This window comes from Streptomyces sp. ASQP_92 (genome assembly GCF_025399895.1).
Classification (GTDB): Bacteria; Actinomycetota; Actinomycetes; order Streptomycetales; family Streptomycetaceae; genus Streptomyces.
Genome location: NZ_JAODUA010000013.1, coordinates 110,963 through 134,210, shown reverse-complemented (window position 1 = coordinate 134,210; position 23,248 = coordinate 110,963). Strand labels below are relative to the sequence as shown.

General features: G+C 71.6%; 23 protein-coding genes and 7 tRNA genes. 18 read left to right on the top strand and 12 right to left on the bottom strand.

The window, feature by feature from the left end:
• Positions 1-135: 135 nt before the first annotated feature.
• A complete protein-coding gene (locus N4G70_RS25120; protein ID WP_399036745.1) occupies positions 136-1,419 on the bottom strand; it encodes a protein kinase domain-containing protein in 1,284 nt (427 codons plus the stop codon).
• A 193-nt stretch (positions 1,420-1,612) separates the two neighbouring features.
• Between N4G70_RS25120 and N4G70_RS25115 the strand changes: the two genes are divergently transcribed.
• Complete coding sequence (locus N4G70_RS25115; protein ID WP_261714976.1) at positions 1,613-1,891, top strand: hypothetical protein; 279 nt, start codon at positions 1,613-1,615, stop codon at positions 1,889-1,891.
• A gap of 277 nt (positions 1,892-2,168) precedes the next feature.
• Positions 2,169-2,378, top strand: coding sequence for a hypothetical protein (locus N4G70_RS25110; RefSeq protein ID WP_120728447.1), 210 nt, complete (start codon positions 2,169-2,171; stop codon positions 2,376-2,378).
• Positions 2,379-2,790: 412 nt separating this feature from the next.
• On the opposite strand, the gene N4G70_RS25105 is transcribed toward N4G70_RS25110, so the two are convergent.
• The 5 genes from N4G70_RS25105 to N4G70_RS25085 form a co-directional block, all read right to left on the bottom strand.
• A tRNA-Val gene (locus N4G70_RS25105) sits at positions 2,791-2,865 on the bottom strand.
• 47 nt (positions 2,866-2,912) lie between these two features.
• Positions 2,913-2,984 (bottom strand) — tRNA-Val (locus N4G70_RS25100).
• Between the two features lie 47 nt (positions 2,985-3,031).
• Positions 3,032-3,103, bottom strand: a tRNA-Val gene (locus N4G70_RS25095).
• A gap of 1 nt (position 3,104) precedes the next feature.
• Positions 3,105-3,178, bottom strand: a tRNA-Cys gene (locus N4G70_RS25090).
• Positions 3,179-3,216: 38 nt separating this feature from the next.
• Positions 3,217-3,289 (bottom strand) — tRNA-Gly (locus N4G70_RS25085).
• Positions 3,290-3,480: 191 nt separating this feature from the next.
• On the opposite strand from N4G70_RS25085, the gene N4G70_RS25080 reads away from it, so the two are divergent.
• From N4G70_RS25080 to N4G70_RS25070, 3 genes are read left to right on the top strand one after another with little or no spacing between them, the layout of a single operon-like run.
• On the top strand, positions 3,481-4,536 hold the full coding sequence (locus N4G70_RS25080; RefSeq protein WP_261714975.1) for a chorismate-binding protein: 1,056 nt from the start codon (positions 3,481-3,483) through the stop codon (positions 4,534-4,536).
• Positions 4,537-5,358, top strand: coding sequence for an aminotransferase class IV (locus N4G70_RS25075; protein WP_261714974.1), 822 nt, complete (start codon positions 4,537-4,539; stop codon positions 5,356-5,358).
• Between the two features lie 41 nt (positions 5,359-5,399).
• Entirely contained in the window at positions 5,400-6,233 is an 834-nt protein-coding gene (locus N4G70_RS25070) for a GNAT family N-acetyltransferase (protein ID WP_261714973.1), read from the top strand.
• Position 6,234: 1 nt separating this feature from the next.
• On the opposite strand, the gene N4G70_RS25065 is transcribed toward N4G70_RS25070, so the two are convergent.
• A complete protein-coding gene (locus tag N4G70_RS25065) occupies positions 6,235-6,753 on the bottom strand; it encodes a DsbA family protein (RefSeq protein ID WP_261714972.1) in 519 nt (172 codons plus the stop codon).
• Positions 6,754-6,893: 140 nt separating this feature from the next.
• Here N4G70_RS25065 and N4G70_RS25060 point away from each other — a divergent pair, with 140 nt between their 5' ends.
• Together N4G70_RS25060 and N4G70_RS25055 are read left to right on the top strand one after the other, a co-directional pair.
• The gene (locus N4G70_RS25060; protein ID WP_261714971.1) at positions 6,894-7,337 is read left to right on the top strand and encodes a hypothetical protein; all 444 of its coding nucleotides are present in this window, start codon (positions 6,894-6,896) and stop codon (positions 7,335-7,337) included.
• 177 nt (positions 7,338-7,514) lie between these two features.
• The gene (locus tag N4G70_RS25055; RefSeq protein ID WP_162952646.1) at positions 7,515-7,688 is read left to right on the top strand and encodes a hypothetical protein; all 174 of its coding nucleotides are present in this window, start codon (positions 7,515-7,517) and stop codon (positions 7,686-7,688) included.
• Between the two features lie 33 nt (positions 7,689-7,721).
• On the opposite strand, the gene N4G70_RS25050 is transcribed toward N4G70_RS25055, so the two are convergent.
• Together N4G70_RS25050 and N4G70_RS25045 are read right to left on the bottom strand one after the other, a co-directional pair.
• Positions 7,722-8,279 carry a CGNR zinc finger domain-containing protein gene (locus tag N4G70_RS25050; RefSeq protein WP_261714970.1) on the bottom strand — a complete coding sequence of 186 codons (558 nt, stop codon included), beginning with the start codon at positions 8,277-8,279 and terminating at the stop codon, positions 7,722-7,724.
• A 195-nt stretch (positions 8,280-8,474) separates the two neighbouring features.
• Positions 8,475-8,891, bottom strand: a complete 417-nt coding sequence (locus N4G70_RS25045) for an SsgA family sporulation/cell division regulator (RefSeq protein ID WP_053723613.1) — start codon at positions 8,889-8,891, stop codon at positions 8,475-8,477.
• A gap of 199 nt (positions 8,892-9,090) precedes the next feature.
• Here N4G70_RS25045 and N4G70_RS25040 point away from each other — a divergent pair, with 199 nt between their 5' ends.
• The 4 genes from N4G70_RS25040 (at position 9,091) to N4G70_RS25025 (ending at position 10,329) form a co-directional block, all read left to right on the top strand.
• Entirely contained in the window at positions 9,091-9,492 is a 402-nt protein-coding gene (locus N4G70_RS25040) for a TIGR02611 family protein (protein ID WP_261714969.1), read from the top strand.
• Positions 9,493-9,544: 52 nt separating this feature from the next.
• A tRNA-Val gene (locus N4G70_RS25035) sits at positions 9,545-9,616 on the top strand.
• A gap of 101 nt (positions 9,617-9,717) precedes the next feature.
• Complete coding sequence (locus tag N4G70_RS25030) at positions 9,718-10,218, top strand: SRPBCC family protein (protein ID WP_261714968.1); 501 nt, start codon at positions 9,718-9,720, stop codon at positions 10,216-10,218.
• Positions 10,219-10,257: 39 nt separating this feature from the next.
• Positions 10,258-10,329, top strand: a tRNA-Val gene (locus tag N4G70_RS25025).
• Between the two features lie 51 nt (positions 10,330-10,380).
• On the opposite strand, the gene N4G70_RS25020 is transcribed toward N4G70_RS25025, so the two are convergent.
• Complete coding sequence (locus N4G70_RS25020) at positions 10,381-11,106, bottom strand: 3'-5' exonuclease (protein WP_261714967.1); 726 nt, start codon at positions 11,104-11,106, stop codon at positions 10,381-10,383.
• Between the two features lie 190 nt (positions 11,107-11,296).
• Here N4G70_RS25020 and N4G70_RS25015 point away from each other — a divergent pair, with 190 nt between their 5' ends.
• From N4G70_RS25015 to N4G70_RS25000, 4 genes are all read left to right on the top strand, one after another.
• On the top strand, positions 11,297-11,875 hold the full coding sequence (locus N4G70_RS25015) for a DUF4365 domain-containing protein (RefSeq protein WP_261714966.1): 579 nt from the start codon (positions 11,297-11,299) through the stop codon (positions 11,873-11,875).
• Positions 11,875-13,068, top strand: a complete 1,194-nt coding sequence (locus tag N4G70_RS25010) for a hypothetical protein (RefSeq protein ID WP_261714965.1) — start codon at positions 11,875-11,877, stop codon at positions 13,066-13,068. Before N4G70_RS25015 ends, N4G70_RS25010 begins: the two co-directional genes overlap by 1 nt.
• A 99-nt stretch (positions 13,069-13,167) precedes the next feature.
• A complete protein-coding gene (gene thrS / locus N4G70_RS25005) occupies positions 13,168-15,150 on the top strand; it encodes a threonine--tRNA ligase (protein ID WP_261714964.1) in 1,983 nt (660 codons plus the stop codon).
• 112 nt (positions 15,151-15,262) lie between these two features.
• Positions 15,263-15,820 carry an HIT domain-containing protein gene (locus tag N4G70_RS25000; RefSeq protein ID WP_261714963.1) on the top strand — a complete coding sequence of 186 codons (558 nt, stop codon included), beginning with the start codon at positions 15,263-15,265 and terminating at the stop codon, positions 15,818-15,820.
• A 3-nt stretch (positions 15,821-15,823) separates the two neighbouring features.
• Here N4G70_RS25000 and N4G70_RS24995 read toward each other — a convergent pair whose 3' ends face one another.
• Complete coding sequence (locus N4G70_RS24995; RefSeq protein WP_261714962.1) at positions 15,824-17,497, bottom strand: hypothetical protein; 1,674 nt, start codon at positions 17,495-17,497, stop codon at positions 15,824-15,826.
• Positions 17,498-17,661: 164 nt separating this feature from the next.
• Positions 17,662-19,860 carry an elongation factor G-like protein EF-G2 gene (locus N4G70_RS24990; RefSeq protein WP_261714961.1) on the bottom strand — a complete coding sequence of 733 codons (2,199 nt, stop codon included), beginning with the start codon at positions 19,858-19,860 and terminating at the stop codon, positions 17,662-17,664.
• A gap of 271 nt (positions 19,861-20,131) precedes the next feature.
• Between N4G70_RS24990 and pgsA the strand changes: the two genes are divergently transcribed.
• Genes pgsA through N4G70_RS24975 form a run of 3 tightly spaced genes read left to right on the top strand, consistent with a single transcriptional unit; the run spans position 20,132 to position 22,847 of the window.
• On the top strand, positions 20,132-20,797 hold the full coding sequence (pgsA, locus tag N4G70_RS24985) for a phosphatidylinositol phosphate synthase (RefSeq protein WP_261714960.1): 666 nt from the start codon (positions 20,132-20,134) through the stop codon (positions 20,795-20,797).
• Positions 20,794-21,690: a phosphatidylinositol mannoside acyltransferase gene (locus N4G70_RS24980; RefSeq protein ID WP_261714959.1), complete on the top strand. Its 897-nt coding sequence runs from the start codon at positions 20,794-20,796 to the stop codon at positions 21,688-21,690. Before pgsA ends, N4G70_RS24980 begins: the two co-directional genes overlap by 4 nt.
• Positions 21,687-22,847, top strand: a complete 1,161-nt coding sequence (locus N4G70_RS24975; protein ID WP_261714958.1) for a glycosyltransferase family 4 protein — start codon at positions 21,687-21,689, stop codon at positions 22,845-22,847. The genes N4G70_RS24980 and N4G70_RS24975 overlap by 4 nt, the downstream gene beginning before the upstream one ends.
• Positions 22,848-23,248 lie beyond the last annotated feature (401 nt).

Below are 23,248 nucleotides of genomic sequence, written 5' to 3'. Positions count from 1 at the left end.
GCCCCGGGGAAGCAGAGCCCGGCTACACGGCCCCGCCGAGCAGCACGCCCTATAGGGGCGCGAGGAACTGCGCGAGCAACCCCACACAACCCGCAGCCGAACCACCAGCGGGCCCCCCGCAACCCACCAGAACCCTCAGAACTGCTTGACCGCAGCAATCCCGAGCAACACGATCAACGTCACCAGCACGAACACGGTAAGCCGCTGCCGCAGCAGCCGCGGGTTGGCGGGCCGCAGCCCTCCGCCCGACGTGCGCGCCCCGGTCCGGGTGCCCGGCCGCCCGGGCCGCGAGCCGGTGCCACGCGAACCCCCCGTACGCGAGCTCCCCGGACGTGCCCCGCCCGTAGCCGACCCCCCCGTACGCGAACCCCCCGTACGGGGCACGGAACCACCCCGCCCCTCCGGACGGGAGGCCGACGCCCCGGTACCCCGATCCCGACCGGCCTCGGTGTACCGCTGCGTACGGTCATCGAGCCGCCCCGTAGGCCGCTCCAACCGCTCAAGCCGCTCAGCCCGATCGAGCCGATCGACCTCCACCCGCTCACGCTGGGCCGGCGGCCGCCCCTCCGCCCCCTGCCCGTGCAACCCCCCCTGCGCCTCCCGCGCCGCGATCTCCTTGAGCCGCATCGAGAGCTGAAGCGTGCTGGGACGCTCTTCCGGATCCTTCGCCAGGCAGGCCCGTACGAGCGGCGCCAGCGCGTCAGGAACACCGCGCAGCTGAGCCTCCTCGTGCACCACGCGGTAGAGCATCACCTCGGAACTGCCGTGCCCGAAGGGCGAGTCACCCATCGCGGCGTACGCCAGCGTCGCGCCCAGCGAGAAGACGTCGGTGGCCGGGGTGACGGCCGCCCCGCGTACCTGCTCGGGCGCGAGGAAGCCGGGGGAGCCGACCGCGGTGCCGACGTGGGTCAGCGTCGAGGCACCCGTGGCCCACGCGATGCCGAAGTCGATGATCCTGGGCCCCTTCGGAGACAGCAGGATGTTGGACGGCTTGAGGTCGCGGTGGACGACACCGGCCTCGTGCACCGCCACGAGCCCCTCCGACAGCGCGGCCCCGATCGCGGCGGCGTCGGCGGCCGCGAGCGGCCCCTCCTCCGCGACCTTGTCGTGCAGGGAGGGCCCGGGTACGTACTGCGTAGCGAACCAGGGCCGCTCGGCCTCGAGGTCGGCCGCCACGAGGCGGGCCGTGCAACCGCCCCGGATCCGGCGCGCGGCCGAGACCTCACGGGCGAACCGGGACCGGAACTCCTGGTCCTCGGCGAGATCGGGCCGGATCACCTTCAGGGCCACCCGCTGTCCGCGCCGGTCGGACCCGAGGTACACGACCCCCATGCCGCCCGCGCCGAGCCGCCGGTGGAGCCTGAACGAGCCGACGACACGCGGGTCCTCGCGCCGGAGCCGCATCATCGCCATTTTCATCCCCGCTGCCAGTCCTGTTGACGGGCACAGCTTACGTACCCGTCGCCCGGTGTGCTCATAGGCCGCGCCCTCGCGGCCCGAGCGATTGTCAGTGCCCGGTGGGAAACTTGAGGAGTGGTCAGCAGGCCGCGGATCCATGGCCGCTGCCCCGTGCGAGATCTCAACGGTCCGTCGCAGAAGGGGGTTTGGATCTATGAAGGGTGACCGCGTGGAGATAGTGGTGGACGCGGGAGACACGACCCGGACGTACGAAGTGGTGGCAAGCCGGGCGGGTCGCAGGGTGGAGACGGCGGTCCGGCGCGGGGTGGTGGAAGTGAGCGAAGTCACCCGCAGCGGCACTGTCGTGCGCACCGCCCGCTTCATGGCCACCCGGGTGCTCGCCCTGGTGGAGCAGCCCGTCCCGAGGCAGGACGTGGGGGAGGCCGAGGCCCGGGCGCAGGGCCGCCCCCTCCGGGAAGACCCCAAGGCGTAGGGGGTCCGTCTCCACCCTGGGGAGTAGGCGCGGGGCGACGGCTCATCCCCTGGGAGGCCCGGGGATCGGTACGAGGGCATGACGTCCGGCGCCGCGAGGATCCCTAGTGTTGAAGTCAAGCGGCGGGTGATGCACTCGTCCCCCGAGGTCAGACGCCCGCCGCTGCAAACCGACAACCGGCAGACCAGCGCAACCGCCGAACCCGCGCAGGCGAAGTACCAACGCATGCGACGCGGCGCGATCGGCGAACCGACCGATGAGCGAACAGGAGAGGACCATGGCGGACACGGCTGCGCGGACGATCATCCGCACGCGGGGACGCAGGGCGTACAGCGCGGCGTTCGGTGCCCGCAGCTCCGGCCCGCGCCACCCCTTGGTGGCGACGGCCATGGTCCTTCCCCTGGCCGCCCTGCTCGTCGTCGTCTTCGGTGGCTGGGACGCGGTGGTCACACAGGCGTCGTCCGTGGGCGTGATGTTGGGGCGCTGAGCGGCGCTCCGGACCCGGTAGAGCGGACCGGGTCGGGACATCCGGCCTCTTTTCAGCCCCGTGGGGACGGGGGTGCGGCGGACGGCAGTAGAAGGCGTTGCCCGATCGGCTGGGGAGCCGATCGGGCAACGCCTTTTGCATGCCCGCCCGCTGTCCCGCCCGCTTCCCCGCGTCCCGCCCGCCGTCCCGCCCGCGTCCCCGCGTCCCGCCCGCTTCCCTGCCCGCTCTCCCGGACGCCGACCGGACTCGCCGAGCCCCGGCCCAACCGGCCTTCCCCGCAAGCGAGTTGACCTACGGGCCCCTCGCGCAGGCCCCTCGCAGGCGCCCCTCATGCGGGCCCGCCCGGCAGAGCCGCCGTACAGCGCCGGGAACGGCGGAACCCCCGGCCTTGGAGAAGGCCGGGGGTTCCGGGTGGTGCGCGATACTGGGATTGAACCAGTGACCTCTTCCGTGTCAGGGAAGCGCTCTCCCGCTGAGCTAATCGCGCGGGACGATCCCCAGACCTACCGGGATCGGTTACTTCGTGTTACTGCGTGCGCGATACTGGGATTGAACCAGTGACCTCTTCCGTGTCAGGGAAGCGCTCTCCCGCTGAGCTAATCGCGCGGGACGGCCCCCCAACCTACCGGGGCCGGTTACTTCGTGTTACTGCGTGCGCGATACTGGGATTGAACCAGTGACCTCTTCCGTGTCAGGGAAGCGCTCTCCCGCTGAGCTAATCGCGCTTGGAGGTGGAGACGGGATTTGAACCCGTGTAGACGGCTTTGCAGGCCGTTGCCTCGCCTCTCGGCCACTCCACCAGGAGTGCATATGGGGTTCGGGAAGATCCCCCACATCGAGCGGACGACGAGATTCGAACTCGCGACCCTCACCTTGGCAAGGTGATGCTCTACCAACTGAGCCACGTCCGCTTGTCGTTTCCGTTTCGCTTGCGCGTCCCGGCGACGTGTTGAACTCTAGCGGATTCCCGGGCCAGCACAAAAACGCGTTTGTGCAGCGTGCTGCCCTGCACCCGGTCCGGACCCCGGTCAGGGGGCGGTCGCCTGTTCGTCTCCAGGTCACTCCGGGGCACCCCACCTGCACCGGCCCTAGACTCGTCTGCGTGCACGACCTCGCTCCGCTGGCCCGTTTCGGCCGCCTTGTCGCTTCGGACCTGCGTGATGTCACCAGTGATCCCGAGGCTCTCGACTCCACCGGCTTCTGGGCCGTCTCCGCCGACTTCGAGGGCCGTCTCGTCTGCGCCCGCTTCGCGGACGTCCGTACGCGACCGGTCCCCGAACCGGTGCCCGGGGCCTGGCGCGGGCCCGCCGCCGAGGACTGGACGTCCTCCCTCGACCGGGCCGCGTACACGGCCGGAGTGCGCCGCATCCGCGAGCACATCGCGGCCGGCGAGGTCTATCAGGCGAACCTCTGCCGGGTGCTGACCGCGCCGCTGCCCGACCCGGCGGCGGCCGACGTCGACGCGCTCACCGCGCTGCTGGCCCGAGGCAACCCGGCGCCCTATGCCGGAACGATTCGGCTGCCCGCGCACGGGGTCGAGATCGCGACCGCCTCGCCCGAACTGTTTCTGCGGCGCACCGGTCGGGTGATCGAGTCGGGCCCCATCAAGGGGACCGGGCGGACCGCCGAGGACCTTCTGGAGAAGGACCACGCCGAGAACGTGATGATCGTGGACCTCGTCCGCAACGACCTGGGGCAGGTCTGCGCCACGGGCTCGGTGACCGTGCCCGAGCTGTGCGCCGTCGAGGAGCACCCCGGCCTGGTCCACCTGGTCTCCACCGTGCGCGGAGAGCTGCGCGCGGGCGCGGGCTGGCGCGATCTGCTGAGGGCCACGTTCCCGCCGGGCTCGGTCACCGGTGCGCCGAAGACCAGCGCTCTGCGGATCATCGAAGCCCTGGAGACCGCGCCCCGCGGCCCCTACTGCGGCGGCATCGGCTGGGTCGACGCCGACCGGGGCACCGCCGAGCTCGCCGTAGGGATACGTACCTTCTGGGTGGACCGGCCGCGCGGGGTACTGCGCTTCGGCACCGGGGCGGGCATCACCTGGGGTTCGGACCCGGAGCGGGAGTGGGAGGAGACCGAGCTGAAGGCGTCGCGCCTGCTGACGGTAGCGTCGGGCGCGGGTGCCCACAGCGGGCACAGTGGAAGGACCGGGTAAATGCAGATCTGGGTCAATGGCGCTCTGCGCGACGCCGACGCCGCGCGGGTGTCCGTCCTCGACCACGGGCTCACCGTGGGCGACGGTGTCTTCGAGACGGTCAAAGCGACCGGCGGGAGGCTGTTCGCGCTCACCCGCCATCTGGAGCGGCTGACCCGCTCGGCCCGGGGACTCGGCCTGGCCGATCCGGACCTCGACGAGGTGCGGCGCGCCTGCGCGGCCGTCGTCGAGGCCAATCCCATGCCGCTCGGCCGGCTGCGGATCACCTACACCGGCGGGCTCTCCCCCCTCGGTTCCGAGCGGGGAGCCACCGGGCCCACCCTGGTCGTCGCGATCGGCGAGACCGCCCGCAGGCCCGACACCACGGCTGTGATCACCGTCCCGTGGACCCGCAACGAGCACAGCGCGGTCGCGGGCCTGAAGACCACGTCGTACGCCGAGAACGTCGTCGCCCTCGCCAAGGCTCATGAAGCGGGTGCTTCGGAGGCCCTCTTCGCCAACACCGCGGGGCACCTCTGCGAGGGCACCGGCACCAACGTCTTCGTGGTCGTCGACGGCCGGCTGCACACCCCGCCGCTCGCCTCCGGCTGCCTCGGCGGGATCACCCGCGCCCTGACCGTCGAGTGGACCGGTGCCCACGAGACCGAGCTGCCGCTCGACGTCCTGGAGAGCGCCGAGGAGATCTTCCTGACCTCCACGCTGCGCGATGTGCAGGCCGTACACCGCGTGGACGGACGGCAGTTGGCCGCCGCGCCCGGGCCCGTCACGGTCAAGGCCATGCGGATCTTCGACGAGCGGGCCGGATCGGATCTGGACCCGTAAAGCTGGTGACGGACGGCGCCCCGGCAGGTACAACGGCCTTGATGACCACCACCATTCGGCCGACCGAGCCGCTTCAGCAGGGCGCCGACGGCGCCAAGTCGCGTATGTACGACGTGTGTGTGAACAGCCGACGCGTCGGACGGATCAAGATCACCACCGATGGGCGGTTCGGGGCCGCCATGGGCCGGATCGAGGAGCTCCACATCGACCGGCCCGACCGTGGCCGCGGGCGCGGCACCGTCGCCGCGCTCGCCGCCGAGGAGGTGCTGCGCGGCTGGGGCTGCGAACAGGTCCGCCTCTCCGTTCCGGCCGACGCGGACGCGGCGCTGCGCATGGCGCGCGCCCTCGGATACCTGGAGGGCAGCCGCAACATGGTCAAGCAACTCCCGTCAGCCGCGCCCGAGTTGGCGCCCACCGTGACCGGGCGGGCGATGACGGCGGAGGAGTTCGAGCGCTGGGAGCGCGCGGAGGTGGAGAGCTACGCGCGGAGCTGGACCGAGCGGGGCGTGCCCGAGGCGCAGGCCCGGGAGCGCTCCGCCGCGGAACACCGCGCGTTGATGCCGGAAGGGCTCGCCACCGCGGGGGCGCGCTTTTTGGTCCTCGAAGAGCGGGGGAGCGCGGTCGGCACCGTATGGGTCGCCAGGGCGCCGGCCCCCGGGGACGGCGCGTACGTCTTCGACGTCAACGTCGCCGAGGAGCACCGGGGCCGGGGTCACGGCCGCTCGCTGATGCTGCTGGCGGAGCGGGTGGCGCTGGCCGACGGGATGGACACGATCGGGCTGCACGTCTTCGCGGACAACACCCCGGCGCTGCGCCTGTACGAGTCGCTCGGGTACCGGCCCACCCTCTTCCACCAGTACAAGCGCCTGCTCTGAGCTAGGCGGCGAGCAGGCGCTCCGCGATCTCCTCGATGCGCTCGCGCAGACCCTCCTGGCTCTTGCCGCCGTCCAGGCGCTCGTCGCCGATGACGTACGTCGGCGTTCCGGTCACGCCGATCGCCTTGCCCTCGGCCTGATCGGCGTCGACGATCAGGATGTGCCGGCCGTCGATGAGAGCGGTCTCGAACTCCTCGGCGTCCAGGCCGAGTTCGGCCGCGACCTCCACCAGGAAGGACTCGCCCTGGGCGGCGAGGCGCTCGGTGCCGGCGAGCACCGCCTCCACGTACGGCCAGCCCCGGCCCTGCTCGAAGGCCTCCTCCGAGGCCTGGGCCGCGGCGAAGGCGTGCTGGTGCTTCTCCAGCGGGAAGTGCCGCAGCCGGATGTCCATCCGGTCGCCGAAGCGGGCGCGCAGGGCGCGGATGTCGTCGAGGGCGGTACGGCAGTCGGGGCACTGCAGCTCGCACCACACGTCGAGGACGACGGGGCCGGCGGTGCTGGAGGGGGTGGTGTCGCTCATGGGACCAGTCTTCCAGCAACCGGGACCTGGGGAGGATGCCGCCCCGGAGATCTCCCTGAGGTCGCGGCGGAGCGTGGCCCGAGGGGCGGGTTCCGGTGCAGGATGGAAGAAGCCATACCCCCCATGCCTGGAGGAACCGGATGCTAGCCGAGACCGTCTGCTCCGCCGTGTCCGCGGCCGGACTGGGCATCGCTGCCGTCACGGCGTACCGCAGGCGTTTCCTCGCGGCCACGCGCATCGCCGCCTATGCGCTGGTCCCGGTCGGTCTCGTCATGACCGGGGTCGTGGCGTGGGTGTCGGGGATCGTCTTCAAACCGAGCGTGTGGCTGGGCTTCGGCCTGCTCGGGGTCGCGTGGCTGCTGTTCCTGACGACCCGGGCCGTCGAGCGGCGCGGCGGCGGCACCCGCAAGGAGCGCAAGGCCGCCGCGGCCGGCGCCCAGCGGGGCGCGGTGGCCCCGACCGCCTCGGCCCCCTCGCTCGGCGCCGGCCGGGCGCCGGCCGCGCAGCCGACGGCGCGGGCCGAGCCCGCCGCGAGCGAGGACTTCAGCGACATCGAGGCCATCCTGAAGAAACACGGCATCTGAGGGCCCCGGTCGCCCGTCCGGGCCGGCCGGGCGACCGCGAGCCGGAGCACGGCAGCCCGAGGGCGCGGAAATCTAGCGTGTCCGTCCCCGTACGCGCTACGAGTTCGGGCGAACTCCCTCTGCTTATGGGCGTGTTGGTATACCCATGCGGTGCGGCTGGGTCATCATCGCCCGGAGATGCTGGACACTTCCCAGGGCTCCACCCCTGCACCGACCGACAAGCCGAGCGCGCCCGACCCGCAGGCACGGGGCTGTCTCTTCGCGCTCTCCCAGCCGCCCCTGATGATCTTCCTGGGGGTGATCGGGTGCCTGCTCCTCATGGCGGCCGTGCACGATCTGTTCCTGCTCTGAGCGGTCCGGCGCCGGGGGAGAGGGGGTCCGGGATCAGCCCGCGGCTTCCTTGCGCCGGGCCCGGTACGCCGCCACGTGCAGCCGGTTTCCGCAGGTGCGGCTGGAGCAGTAGCGGCGGGAGCGGTTGCGGGAGAGGTCCACGAAGGCCCGCCCGCACTCCGGGGCCTCGCACCGGCGAAGGCGTTCCTGTTCGCCGGTGACGACGATGAAGGCGAGCGCCATGCCGCCGTCGGCGGCCAGGTGGTCGGCGACCGAGGCGCCCGGCGCGAAGTAGTGCACATGCCAGTCGTAGCCGTCGTGGTCGGTGAGCTGGGGGGTGGTGCCGGCGGCCGCTACGAGCTGGTTGACGAGCTCGGCGGCGGTGCGGGCGTCGGGCGCCGCGAAGATCTCGGCGAACCTGCTCCGCACGCCCTGGACGCCCAGGAGGTCACCGGCGGAGAGCCGCTCCACACCGCTGACGCTGTGGTCCTGGACGAAGCCGTACAGCGCGTCCACGTCCGCGAGGCGGTCGGTCGGCTCGCTCTCCGGCGCGGTGTTCACCAGATCGACCACCATGTCGAGGGCGATCCGGGTGTCGTGAGGGATCAGCACGATTCGCTCCCTGGCCTGCCGCGGGCGGGCGCCCGTCGGTGCTGGCCGACTCTAGCGGCTCGTGCCCGGCACGCACCGGTGCCGTCCCCCATGACGGCTTTCATGGGGGACGGCACCGGTGCGTGCCGCTATGTGGTTGTCCGCGCGGCGCCGTCGCCCCGAGTCGGACGGCGCCGTGCGGCTCTCGGCCTGACCTCAGTTGTTCTCGGCCAGGATGTGTGAGAGTTCCGTGTCGAGATCGAAGTGACGGTGCTCGGTGCCGGGCGGCACCGCGGCGTCGGTCCGCTTCAGGAACGACTCCAGGGCCCGCGCCGGGGCTTCGAGCAGGGCTTCTCCTTCCGGCGAGCTCAGGGCGATACAGACGACGCCCTGGCCGTGACTACGTGACGGCCAGACTCTGACGTCGCCGGTTCCGGTGGGCCGGTGCAGGCCCTCGGCGAGGAGGTCGCGGGCGAATACCCACTCGACGGTCTCCTCGGCTCCGGTGTGGAAGGTGGCGTGCACGGCATAGGGATCGGCCGTGTCATACCGCAGGCCCGCGGGTACAGGCAGTGAGGACTCGCTCGACACAACGAGGCGCAGGTGCAGCTCGCAGCTGACCGTGGTGTTCATAAGCGCCAGGGCCTTTCGCTCAGTGTGCGCTCGGGGATTCGCACGTCGGCGAAATCGACATGCCACCTACGGTGCCGTTGTAAACCCCTCTGACCGTTTTGCAGGGGTTCACGTAGCTCGTACGGCGGACTATTACTTTGGGTTATAGGTCCATTTCGGTGAACCCCTTTCGAGACACCCTTCCGGTAGGTTGGGAGGCATGGATACGGGGAGTGACGAACAGGGCGACGTGGCTCTCGGCTCGCGGGCGCCGAAGTTCATCAAGGCGTCCAGGCCGCTGCATCTGAGCTGGCAGGTCGGCGTTTTCGTGGTGGGTCTCGCGGTCGTGGCGGCAGGCGTCGTGATGCTGCCGCTGCCGGGCCCCGGCTGGCTGGTGATCTTCGGCGGCATGGCGATCTGGGCGACCGAATTCGTCTGGGCCCAGCTCGTGCTGCGCTGGACCAAGCGCAAGGTCACCGAGGCCGCGCAGAAGGCGCTGGACCCCAAGGTGCGGCGGCGCAACATCATCTTGACCACGGTCGGCCTGGTGATCGTCGCCGTGCTCGTCGCGATCTACGTCTGGAAGTTCGGCTTCGTGATGCCGTGGAAGATCAACGAGTGACCGCACCTGGTCAAAGGCCCCGCTGACATGCGGTAATGTTTGCGGTGCGCCCGGGCGATTAGCTCAGTGGGAGAGCGCTTCGTTCACACCGAAGAGGTCACTGGTTCGAACCCAGTATCGCCCACCCCGGACCGAAGGCCCCGGAGATCACCTCGATCTCCGGGGCCTTCGGCGTTCCCGGCCGCCACCCGTTTCGCCACCCGCCCCGGCGCGCAGACTGGGGGCATGGACTGGTGCCGCTACCGCTTCCGCAGCGTCTGGGACCTGGCGTCGCCGCCCGGCGCCGTGTACGCCGTCCTGGAGCGCGTCGAGGAGTACCCGCGCTGGTGGCGCGAGGTCCGCGAGGTGCACCGCGTCGACGAGCGCACCGCCACCACCCGCTTCCGCTCCCTCGTCCCGTACGACCTGTGTGTCACCGCCCGCGAGAGCCGGCGCGACCCCGCCGGGCTCGTCCTGGAGGCCGCGCTGAGCGGTGACCTCGAAGGCTGGGCGCGCTGGACGCTGTTCGGGCACCGCGGCGGAACGCGGGCCGTCTACGAGCAGGCCGTCGAGGTGCGCAAGCCCCTCATGCGACGGCTCGCGGTGCCCGGCCGGCCGGTGTTCCGCGCCAACCACGCCCTGATGATGAGGTCCGGCCTGCGCGGGCTGCGGCGCCGGCTCGACGAAGAAAGCCCCACCGGGCGCGCCGTCGGGGGGCGCCGGCCGGATGACCGGCGGGCGGTTTGAAAGCTGGGCCCGGGGGCCTGTATTGTTCGGTGCGTTCCCGGGCGATTAGCTCAGTGGGAGAGCGCTTCGTTCACACCGAAGAGGTCACTGGTTCGAACCCAGTATCGCCCACCGGGAAAGGCCGGTCCGTCATCGACGGGCCGGCCTTCTTGCTGTCAACGCTCAGGCCGCCGCCGGGAGTTCGGGCCGCAGCGGCCACGCCGTGTCCACCACTTCCGGCGTGCCCTGCCGGGTGAACCAGGCCTGGAGACCGCGCGCCTGCGCCGCGTGCCAGGTCGCCTGGAGGGTGTGCAACTCGGTCGGCGTCAGCCGCTCCAGGCGGGCCGCGAACCTGCGCCCCACCGCCCGGACGACCTCCAGGGCGGCCAGCGCGTCGGCGGACGCGTCGTGCGCCCCCTCCAGCGTCACGCCGTAGTGCTCGCACAGGTCGGCGAGGGTGCGACGGCCCTTGCGATAGCGGTCCAGGTGCTTGTCCAGGACCCGGGGATCGAGCACCCGCAGCGGGTTCTGGCCCAGGTAGTGGGCGAGCGGGGCGGCGCGATGGCGCTTCAACTCCCGGTCCAGGAGCGTCAGATCGAACGGGGCGTTCATGATGACCAGCGGCCGGCCCGCCATGCACTGCTCGGCCAGGCCCTTGGCTATCTCGTCCATCACGGGGGCCGGCCAGCGCCCGTTCAGCTGGAGGTGCTCATCGGTCAGCCCGTGGACGGCGGTCGCGCCCGCGGGGACGGGCACCCCCGGGTTCACCAGCCAGCGCGTCGACCGGGGCCGCGCCCCCGGCCCGTCCTGGACCACCAGCGCGGCCGCCACTATCCGGTCGCCCTCGACGTCCACCCCGGTCGTCTCCGTGTCGAATGCCGCCAGGGGGCCCTCGTACCAGCACGTCATGTCTACTCAACTCCTCGCGTACTCGCGGCAGATGGCGTGCATCCCCTGCCCGATTCCGTGATACCCGGGCCGTTTGCGGCATACGCCGTTTGCGGGGCCCCGAGTTCGGAGACAACACAGGTGACGGGTACGGGATGTGACGGGCCGTCACGGAAAAGTTCGGCACAGTTCCGGAAGGCCTACGACAGCCATGGCGCTCGCGCAGCCCGATCCGGCCGCGCCCGGGCACGGTCTGCTGCCCGAGCGGATCGCACCGCTGCGCGGCTCGCTCGCCACCACCGCCTGCATGGAGACCCTTCAGGTGGGTTACCTGCACGCGGTGGCGGCAGCGGCGGGGTGCTCGCTGTCGCAGCCCTTCCCCGACAACGGAATCGACTGGCACGTGAGTCACAGCGCCCCCGGCCACACGGTCGACGACGAAGTGACGATCAAGGTGCAGCTCAAGTGCACCTACCAGATCCCGCCGCGTCCGCCGGGCGGGACCTTCTCCTTCACGCTGGACAACGACCACCTGGTGAAGCTGGCCCGCACGCCGGTGTCGGTGCACAAGATCCTGGTCGTGATGCTGGCGCCCAGGAGCCGGGACGAGTGGCTGCGCGCGGGCCACGACCGCCTGGCCCTTCGGCACTGCTGCTACTGGATCAATCTGGCCGGACACCCGGTGACCGGCCGGCGCAGGACCACGGTGCGCGTACCGACCTCGCGGATCTTCGACGACCGCGCGCTCTGCGAGATCATGACGCGGGTCGGGGTGGGAGGGAGGCCCTGATGCGTCGGCTCGACGACGAACCCGGCGGGAGCCCGCCGGTTCCCGGCCCCATCGACCCAGCGGTGCTCGGGGCGCTGCTCCACCGGCATGGCTGGCGCCGTCGCGGGGGAGCGCCCGGCCACTATGCCCGCTGGACGCCGCCCGGTCCGGCCGGGTCCGGCACCAGCCTGCTGGTCCCCGAGAGCAGGGCCTTCCCCGACAGCGACGACCTGCTCGGCGAGGCCCTCACCGCGCTCGCCCGCAGCGCCGCGCCCTCCGCCCGCGAGGTGCTGGTCTCGCTCGCGGTGCCCAGCGACGAGGTGCGCTGGTGGCGCGAGGTGCCCGAAGGGCCGGCCGGCACCGCCTCCTGGAGCGAGCAGGAACGCCTGCGCGACGCGGCCCACCGGATGCTGCTCGCCGGCGCGCTCGCCGTGCGCGCAGCCGCCGGGTACCACGGGGCCCGCCACCGCGGGCCGGCCCTCGCCTCTCTGGAAGGCGTCCTGGTCGAGCCCGGAACCGGCGGCGGGCTCACCGCCTTCGTGCCGACGGCCTCCGGGCGGCCCGCGGTGGTCCGGCTCTACGCGGGCCTCAACGCGGTGCGCGACGCCGTCGACTACCAGCGCACCACCGGGGGCATGGAGGCCTTCGACGCGGCCGTACGCGCGGGCGTCAGCCGGGAGCTGACCGAGTCCGTCGTCGCCCTGGTGCACGGCACCGAAGGCGTGCGGATCGCCCTCGCCTGGTCGCCCGCGGCCGGGGTGCCCGCCGGATGCGCGGCCCGGCCCGAACCCGTCGACTTCTCACCCGGCGACCTGCCGGCCCTGCGCGCCGCCGGCACCCGCTACCTGGGCGCCGAGCCCTCCATGCCGGTGCGGATCACCGGCGCCGTGGTGCGGCTGCGCCGCTCGGCGCCGCGCGGCCCCGGCGTCGTACGGCTGCGGGTGCTGGCGGGCGCCGAGATCCCGTACGTACGCGTCGAGCTGGACGAGGAGGCGTACCGCATCGCCGGGCACGCCCATCTGGTCGGGCTTCCGATCCGGGTCGCGGGACGCCTGGAGAGCAGGGGCGCCTTCCGGCGGCTGTCCGGCGCGGGCGAGGTCACCCCCGTACAGGTCGACGACGCCGAGCGGGACCGGCTGATGAAGTCGCTCCAGGAGAACCTCGACTTCTTCGAGGAGGCCTGCGGAGCGGAACCGGACCCGGCGGACGGCTGAGGGGGCCATAACCGTTTCGCGGCACGGCCCACCGGCTCGGTAGGATCGTCCCGCGTACGCGACACGCGCTGCGCGCCCCCCTACGGCAGGAGAAGTCCGGTGTCAGACGTCCGTGTGATCATCCAACGCGATTCCGAGCGGGAAGAGCGCGTGGTGACGACGGGCACTACGGCGGCCGAGCTCTTCGCCGGTGAGCGCACCGTCGTCGCGGCCCGCGTGGCCGGTGAGCTGAAGGACCTCGCGTACGAGGTGCGGGACGGCGAGGAGGTCGAGCCCGTCGAGATCTCCTCCGAGGACGGCCTGAACATCCTGCGCCACTCCACCGCGCACGTCATGGCCCAGGCCGTGCAGGAGCTCCACCCCGAGGCGAAGCTCGGCATCGGCCCGCCGGTCCGTGACGGCTTCTACTACGACTTCGACGTCGAGAAGCCGTTCACGCCCGAGGACCTCAAGGCCATCGAGAAGAAGATGCAGGAGATCCAGAAGCGGGGCCAGCGCTTCTCGCGCCGCGTCACCACCGACGAGGCCGCCCGCGTCGAGCTCGCCGACGAGCCGTACAAGCTGGAGCTCATCGGCCTGAAGGGCAACGCGGCCCAGGCCGCCGACGGCGCGGACGCCGAGGTCGGCTCCGGCGAGCTCACCATCTACGACAACCTCGACGCCAAGACCGGCGAGCTGTGCTGGAAGGACCTCTGCCGCGGCCCGCACCTGCCGACCACGCGGAACATCCCGGCGTTCAAGCTGATGCGCTCCGGCGGCGCCTACTGGCGCGGCAGCGAGAAGAACCCGATGCTCCAGCGCATCTACGGCACCGCCTGGCCGACCAAGGAAGAGCTCAAGGCCCACCTCGAATTCCTCGCCGAGGCCGAGAAGCGCGACCACCGCAAGCTCGGCGCCGAGCTCGACCTGTTCTCCATCCCCGAGGAGCTGGGCTCCGGCCTCGCGGTCTTCCACCCCAAGGGCGGCATCGTCCGGCGGGAGATGGAGGCGTACTCGCGCCAGAAGCACGAGGACGCGGACTACGAGTTCGTGAACACCCCGCACATCTCCAAGGAAGAGCTCTTCGTCACCTCGGGGCACCTGCCGCACTACGGCGACGGCATGTTCCCGCCGGTCGAGTTCGACGGGCAGAACTACCGCCTCAAGGCGATGAACTGCCCCATGCACAACCTGATCTTCAAGGCGCGCGGCCGCTCCTACCGCGAACTGCCGCTGCGGCTCTTCGAGTTCGGCACGGTCTACCGCTACGAGAAGTCGGGCGTGGTGCACGGCCTGACCCGTGCGCGGGGCTTCACCCAGGACGACTCGCACATCTACTGCACCAAGGAGCAGATGCCCCAGGAGCTCGACTCGCTCCTGACCTTCGTGCTGGACCTGCTGCGCGACTACGGCCTGGACGACTTCGAGCTGGAACTGTCCACCCGCGACCCGGAGTCGGACAAGTTCATCGGCACCGACGAGGCCTGGGAGGAGGCCACCGAGGCGCTGCGCCTGGCGGCCGAGAAGCAGAACCTCCCGCTCGTCCCGGACCCGGGCGGCGCCGCCTTCTACGGGCCGAAGATCTCGGTGCAGGCGCGGGACGCGATCGGGCGGTCCTGGCAGATGTCGACCATCCAGGTCGACTTCAACCAGCCCGAGCGGTTCGGCCTCGAATACACCGGCTCGGACGGCACCAAGCAGCAGCCGGTCATGATCCACCGCGCCCTGTTCGGCTCCATCGAGCGGTTCTTCGCGGTCCTTCTGGAGCACTACGCGGGTGCCTTCCCGGCGTGGCTGGCCCCGGTCCAGGCCGTCGGCATCCCGATCGGCGACGCCCACATCCCCTACCTGCGGGAGTTCGCCGCCGAGGCGAAGAAGAAGGGGCTGCGGGTCGACGTGGACGCGTCGTCGGACCGGATGCAAAAGAAGATCCGCAACCAGCAGAAGCAGAAGGTCCCCTTCATGATCATCGTCGGTGACGAGGACATGGCCGCGGGCACCGTCTCCTTCCGCTACCGCGACGGCTCGCAGGAGAACGGCATCCCGCGCGACGAGGCGCTGGCCAAGCTCGTGGACGTGGTGGAGCGTCGCGTGCAGGTCTGAGCCCTCCCCGCCCGTATACGGGGTCCGAGGTCCCCGGGAAGCCCGTCTTCCCGGGGACCTCGGGCGTTGCGTCATCGGCCACCCGGGCGACGCCCACGGCCGTCCAAGTCATATGCTGCACATCATGACGACTGAGCCGGAGCAGCAGATCGGAGTGGGGACGCAGGACGCGTTCCAGCGCCTGTGGACGCCCCACCGGATGGCCTATATCCAGGGCGAGAACAAGCCGACGGGGCCGGAGTCCGGCGACGGATGTCCGTTCTGCTCCCTTCCGGCGAAGTCGGACGAGGACGGGCTGATCATCAAGCGGGGCGAGCACGTGTACGCGGTGCTCAACCTCTACCCGTACAACGGCGGGCACCTGATGGTCGTGCCCTACCGCCACGTCGCCGACTACACGGAGCTGGACGAGTCCGAGACGCTGGAGCTCGCCGAGCTCACCAAGCAGGCGATGACCGCCCTGCGCTCCGCCTCGGGGGCGCACGGGTTCAACATCGGCATGAACCAGGGCTCGGTGGCCGGCGCCGGGATCGCCGCCCACCTGCATCAGCACATCGTGCCGCGCTGGGGCGGCGACACCAACTTCATGCCGGTCGTCGGCCACACCAAGGTGCTGCCCCAACTCCTCGCGGACACCCGCGCGATGCTGGCCGACGCCTGGCCGCGCTGAGCCCTACGCGTCGTACACGTCCGCCTTCCGCGGCGCCGGGTCCTGCACCAGACCGCTGAGGATCATCGAGCGGTTGGTGAAGCGGTCGGTGTTCACTCCGTGCTCGTCCAGCACCTTCATGGCGGCGGAGTGCACCACCCGAAGGACCGGCGTCGCGGCACGCATCGCGTCGTCGGCCATGAAGCGGTGGCGCCAGGGCTTGTCCGCCCAGGCGTGCCGCAGCCCGAACGGCTCCGGCAGCGCTATCCGCCCGCCCAGGTGGTCGAGCAGCGGCGGGAACCAGGTCAGCGGGGCGCGTGCGGCCAGGCGTACCACCTCGGAGGCGTCCACCAGCGGCAACTGGACCGTCTTCTTCTCCCAGAACTTGAAGGCCTTGTCGACCTCCTTGGTCTTGGGCGCGGGCTTGGTGGTGAACAGGGCGTGCACCGGGCCGAGCGCGTGCCCGGTGACCTCGATCCTCAGCGTCTCGTGCAGCACGGTGACGGTGACCATCATGGTGATGACCAACTGGCCGTCCCAGAGCGTGAACTGGATGCCGAGGTAGTGCCGGTTGCCGCTGGAGAACTGCTGCTCGTTGCAGATGCGCTGTATCTCGTGCTGGCGCACCTGGAAGTTGTCGATGTCCTGGCCGCCGGGGCGTGACACCTCCTTGGCGCCCTCGCCGATCGGCGAGACCACCCAGTTCCTGATGGAGGGGGTGGGGAAGCCGCCGGTGTGCAGGGGGCCGCGCTCCAGGAGCTGGAGGCGGTCCTGGATGGCGCGTATCACGTCCCAGCTGCGGAAGCCGTGGATCTCCTTGCCGGGCTCCTTGGGCTCCAGCTCCTCCGCGAGCTGCCAACTGCCCCAGCGGGTGCCCATGCCGAGTATGCCCTTGGGGCCCGCGTAGAAGACGATGTTGCTCTGGTCCTCCGCGGCCAGCTTGACCAGCGACTGGCGCAGTTGTTCCGCGGAGCCGGCCGCCGCGCTCTTGGGCACCGCCTCGGGGATCTTGGCGCCGACCCCTCCGCCGCCGAGCAGGCTGTCCCAGCGCGAGCGCAGATCGCGCGCGGTCTTCTCGCAGATGACCTTCGCCCAGTACCAGCCGATGATCGGGGCCACGATCATGGCGCGCAGATAGAGCCCGAGCACGCCGTGGAACGGCAGCTTGATCAGGAAGATCACGGCGAGCACCCCGGCCGCCCCGAGCAGGATCGTACCGAGAGCTCCGGCCCGCCGGTCCTTGGCCCCCGCCAGCGTGCGGCGCAACTGGAACAGGCCGAGCCAGAGCAGCATCCCGGGCAGGAAGAGCAGCCCGAAGACGGCCATGACCAGGGTGAGTTTGGTGTCCCGCTCCTTGCGGATGCGGATCGAGGCCAGGCAGTGCTCGACGATGGTGCCCGGCTCGGTGCCGAAGGACTGGATGATGCCCTTGCGGGTGGCGCCGAGCATCCGGGACTGCACGGCGCGCGCGAACGCCTCGCCGAGGTTGGGTTCGAGCAGCGAGAGCCTGCCCTTGGTGACCGTGGACTCGTGCCACTCGCTGTTGGCCTTGAGTATGTCCTGGACCGGGCTGTCCCGGTACGCGGCCGAGGCGAGTGCCTGGGTCGCCGCCGTCTGGCCCGCGCCGCCCTGGAGCGGCACCTGCGGCCTGGGCAAGAAGTCGAAGAATGGCTCTTCCGTCGTCACTGCCGCCCCCATCGCCGCACACCGTCGCTCTGCGGCCTGTTCCCGACTACCGTGCCCCGCACACCTGCTGAACTGGCACCCCAGCGTATCGGGGACACGGCCCGCCCGTCAGGGGACATCGCAATGCCGCCCGCCGCGCGGCCGGTGCGGCGAGCGGATTGCTGAGGATCTGTCAATTACCGTCCCTCTTCGGCCTGTTCGCGCATTTTGTCGGCCAGCTGAGGCGGCATCGGCTCGTGCCGCGCGTACCTGCGGCTGAAGCGTCCGGTGCCGTGCGAGAGCGACCTGAGGTCGAGGGCGTACCGGCCGATCTCGAGCTCCGGCACCTCGGCCCGCACCAGGGTGCGGCCGCCACTGGACTGCTCGGTGCCGACCACCCGGCCCCGGCGCCCGGACAGATCGCTCATCACCGGGCCCACGTAGTCGTCGGCGACCAGCACCTGGACCTCGGCGACCGGTTCCAGCAGGTCGATGCGGGCCTCGCCGGCCGCCTCGCGCAGCGCGAGCGCGCCCGCGGTCTGGAAGGCGGCGTCGGAGGAGTCCACCGAGTGCGCCTTGCCGTCCACCAGCGTGACCCGCACGTCGACGAGCGGATGGCCCGCGGCCACGCCCTTGGCCGCCTGGGCCCGTACGCCCTTCTCGACCGAGGGGATGAACTGCCGGGGCACGGAGCCGCCCACCACCTTGTCCACGAACTCGATGCCGCTGCCCGGCGGCAGCGGCTCCACTTCGATCTCGCAGATCGCGAACTGTCCGTGTCCGCCGGACTGTTTGACGTGCCGGCCGCGCCCGGCCGCCTTCGCGCCGAAGGTCTCCCGCAGCGACACCTTGTGCGGGACGACGTCGACCTGGACGCCGTACCTGCCGCGCAGCCGCTCCTGGGCGACCTCCTTGTGGGCCTCGCCCAGGCACCACAGGACCAACTGGTGGGTGGCCGGATTCTGTTCGAGCCGCATCGTCGGGTCCTCGGCCACAAGACGGGCCAGGCCCTGCGAGAGCTTGTCCTCGTCGGCCTTGCTGTGGGCCTCGATGGCCAGCGGGAGCAGCGGGTCGGGCATGTCCCAGGGGGACATCAGGAGGGGGTCGTCCTTCGAGGACAGGGTGTCGCCGGTCTCGGCCCGGGACAGCTTCGCCACGCACGCCAGATCTCCCGCCACACACCGGGTGAGCGGGCGCTGCTGCTTGCCGAACGGCGACGACAGGGCGCCGACGCGCTCGTCCACGTCGTGGTCCTGGTGGCCGCGGTCCGCCAACCCGTGGCCGGACACGTGCACTGTCTCGTCCGGGCGCAGGGTGCCGGAGAAGACCCGCACCAGGCTGATCCGGCCCACGTACGGGTCGGAGGACGTCTTGATCACCTCGGCCACCAGGGGACCGTCGACCGCGCATGCGGGGGCCGGGCGCGGCTTGCCCTCGGGGGTGGTGAGTTCGGGGGCCGCCCGCTCCAGCGGGGAGGGGAAGCCGCCGGTGACGAGTTCGAGCAGCTCGACCGTGCCGAGGCCCTGCCGGGCGCCCTCGGCAGCCGGTGCCGCGGCGAGGACGGGGTGGAAGGTGCCGCGGGCGACCGCCCGCTCCAGGTCCGCCACCAGGGTCGAGAAGTCGATCTCCTCGCCGCCCAGGTAGCGGTCCATCAGGGTCTCGTCCTCGCTCTCCGCGATGATCCCCTCGATGAGCCGGTTGCGGGCCTCCTCGATCAGCGGAAGCTGGGCCGCGTCCGGCTGGGTCTCCTTGCGTTCGCCGGACTCGTAGTCGAAGACCCGCTGCGAGAGCAGCCCGATCAGACCGGTCACCGGGGCGTGGCCGTCGGCGCCCGGTGTGCCGTGCACGGGCAGGTAGAGCGGGAGCACCGCGTCGGGGTCGTCGCCGCCGAACGCCTCGGCACAGATCGCGGTCATGGCGTCGAAGTCGGCGCGGGCCGCCTCCAGGTGCGTGATCACGATGGCCCTCGGCATCCCGACGGCCGCGCACTCCTCCCAGACCATCCGGGTCGAGCCGTCCACGCCGTCGGCGGCCGAGACCACGAAGAGGGCCGCGTCCGCCGCTCGCAGACCGGCCCTGAGCTCCCCGACGAAGTCGGCGTATCCGGGGGTGTCCAGGACGTTGATCTTGAACCCGCCCCATGCGACCGGCACCAGCGAGAGCTGTACGGAACGCTGCTGGCGGTGTTCGATCTCGTCGTAGTCGGAGACGGTGGCGCCGTCCTCGACCCGGCCCGCGCGGGTGACGGCCCCCGCCGCCAGCGCGAGCGCCTCCACCAGTGTGGTCTTGCCGGATCCGCTGTGGCCGACCAGCACCACATTCCGCAGGGATGCGGGGTGGTCGGCCGTTGGGGCCCTGCCGGCGGCTCCGGGGTGTGCGTTGGTCCTGTCGCCCATGTCCGTTCCTCCCGGTTTCGTGCGCGGTGAGGTCGTGAGGGGCGCGGACACGCGGACTCCGCGTGCGGAGGCGGCATCTGCGACGCCCGCGATAATTCGAGCTTTCCACTCCGCCCACGGTGCGTCCATACGTCGTGCGCGATCGCGCCACGTCGGCGGCCCGGAGGGCGCCCGGCGGGTGCCCGGCGGTGCGGCCGCGCAGTCGTGGCTACGATGGGTCGGCCGGTGGCCAGCAGGGGCCGCGCGGCCACACCGACCCCTCGGGAAGGCCATGCTGAACAAGTACGCGCGTGCATTCTTCACGCGTGTCCTCACGCCGTTCGCCGCATTTCTGCTCCGCCGCGGAGTCAGCCCCGACGCGGTGACCCTCATCGGCACGGCCGGAGTGATGGCGGGTGCGCTGGTCTTCTTCCCCCGTGGAGAGCTGTTCTGGGGCACGATCGTCATCACCCTCTTCGTCTTCTCCGACCTGGTCGACGGCAACATGGCCCGCCAGGCCGGGATCTCCAGCCGCTGGGGCGCCTTCCTCGACTCGACGCTCGACCGGGTCGCCGACGGCGCGATCTTCGGCGGCTTCGCCCTCTGGTACGCGGGGCAGGGCGACAACGACGTCCTGTGCGCGGTCGCCATCTTCTGCCTGGCCAGCGGCCAGGTGGTGTCGTACACGAAGGCGCGCGGCGAGGCGATCGGCCTGCCGGTCGCGGTCAACGGCCTGGTCGAGCGCGCCGAACGGCTCGTCATCTCGCTGGTCGCCGCGGGCCTCGCGGGCCTGCACAAGTTCGGGGTGCCGGGCATCCAGGTGCTGCTCCCCATCGCGCTGTGGATCGTCGCCGTGGGCAGCCTGATCACGCTGATCCAGCGCGTGGTGACCGTGCGCCGCGAGTCCGAGGAGGCCGACGCGGCCGCCGCCCGGACGGCCGACGGGGCGGACGCATGAAGGACCGCCTGACCGACGCGCTCTACGGCCTGGGCTGGTCCACCGTCAAGAAGCTGCCGGAACCCGTCGCCAACGGGCTGGGGCGGCGCATCGCCGACCAGGTCTGGAAGCGGCGCGGCAAGAGCGTGCTGCGCCTGGAGTCCAACCTGGCGCGCGTCGTGCCCGACGCCGGTCCGGCCCGGCTCGCCGAACTCTCCCGGGCCGGGATGCGCTCGTACATGCGGTACTGGATGGAGTCCTTCCGGCTGCCCGCGTGGAGCAGGGACCGGATGAGGAACGGCTTCGTGCCCGAGGACGTCCACCACCTGAGCGACGCGCTGGCCTCCGGCCGCGGTGTCGTCGTCGCGCTGCCCCACATGGGCAACTACGACCTCGCCGGTGCCTGGGTCACCACCAAGCTGGACATCCCCTTCACCACGGTCGCCGAGCGCCTCAAGCCCGAGACCCTCTACGACCGTTTCGTCGCCTACCGCGAGGGCCTGGGCATGGAGGTGCTGCCGCACACCGGCGGCGCCGCCTTCGGCATACTCGCCCGGCGGCTGCGCGCGGGCGGTCTGGTCTGCCTGGTCGCCGACCGCGACCTGTCGGCCTCCGGCGTCGAGGTCAAGTTCTTCGGCGAGACGGCCCGGATGCCGGCCGGGCCCGCCATGCTCGCCCAGCAGACCGGCGCGCTGCTCCTGCCGGTGACGCTCTGGTACGACGAGACGCCCGTCATGAAGGGCCGGGTGCATCCGCCCATCGAGGTGCCCGAGACAGGTGACCGGGCCTCCAGGACGTCCTCGATGACACAGGCGATGGCAGACGCCTTCGCCACCGGAATCGCCGAGCACCCCGAGGACTGGCACATGCTGCAACGCCTGTGGCTCGTGGACCTGGAGGAGCGACGGCCGTGAAGATCGGCATCGTCTGTCCGTACTCGTGGGACGTCCCCGGCGGCGTCCAGTTCCACATCAGGGACCTGGCCGACCACCTGATCCGGCTGGGCCACGAGGTGTCCGTCCTGGCCCCGGCCGACGACGAGACCCCGCTCCCCCCCTACGTCGTCTCGGCCGGCCGCGCCGTCCCGGTCCCGTACAACGGCTCGGTGGCGCGGCTCAACTTCGGGTTCCTCTCGGCCGCCCGGGTGCGGCGCTGGCTGCACGACGGCACCTTCGACGTCATCCACATCCACGAGCCGGCCTCGCCCTCGCTCGGCCTCCTGTCCTGCTGGGCCGCCCAGGGGCCCATCGTGGCGACCTTCCACACCTCCAACCCCCGCTCCCGCGCGATGATCGCGGCCTATCCGATCCTCCAGCCCGCCCTGGAGAAGATCAGCGCGCGCATCGCGGTCAGCGAGTACGCCCGGCGCACTCTGGTGGAACACCTGGGCGGTGACGCTGTGGTGATCCCCAACGGCGTCGACGTCGACTTCTTCGCCAAGGCCGAGCCGAAGAAGGAGTGGCAGGGCGGGACCCTCGGCTTCATCGGCCGCATCGACGAGCCCCGCAAGGGCCTGCCGGTCCTGATGAAGGCGCTGCCGCGCATCTTCGCGGAGCGTCCGGAGGCCCGGCTGCTCGTCGCGGGCCGGGGCGACGAGGAGGAAGCCGTGGCGTCGCTTCCGCCCGAGTTGCACTCCCGGGTCGAGTTCCTGGGCATGGTGAGCGACGAGGACAAGGCGCGGCTGCTGCGCAGCGTGGACGTCTACGTCGCCCCCAACACCGGCGGCGAGAGCTTCGGCATCATCCTCGTCGAGGCGCTGTCGGCCGGCGCCGCGGTCCTCGCCAGCGATCTGGACGCCTTCGCCCAGGTCCTGGACCAGGGCGCGGCCGGCGACCTCTTCGCCAACGAGGACGCGGACGCGCTGGCCTCGGCCGCGGTACGCCTGCTCGGCGACCCCGAGCGCCGCGCGGGCCTCAGCGAGCGCGGATCCGCCCATGTGCGGCGCTTCGACTGGGCGACGGTCGGCGCGGACATCCTCGCGGTGTACGAGACGGTGACGCACGGGGCGGCGGCGGTGGCGGCGGACGAACGCACCGGATTCCGTGCGCGGTTCGGCCTCGCCCGCGACTGAACCCCGCCTCACTCCGGGGGCGCCGCGGCTCCGCCCCGAACCCCGTTCGGGCCTGGAGGGCCCTCGTCCTCAATCGCCGGACGGGCTGAGGCTGCGGATGTTGGCCGGCACCAGTGCGGCTTGGGGCGCGGGGAGCTGCGCGGGATGCGGGCACGGTCCGCAGCCGACGGCCCCCGTGTCGGGCTGGGGGTGCGGATGCTGCCCGGCGCCGGTACCGCTTGGGGGCGCGGGGAACTGCGCGGGTTGCGGGCACGGTCCGCAGTCGACGGCCCCCATGTCGGGCTGAGGGTGCACATGCCGCCCGGCACCGGTACCGCTTGGGGGCGCGGGGAACTGCGCGGGTTGCGGGCACGGTCCGCAGTCGACGGCCTCCCGTGTCGGGCTGGGGGTGCGCGTGCTGG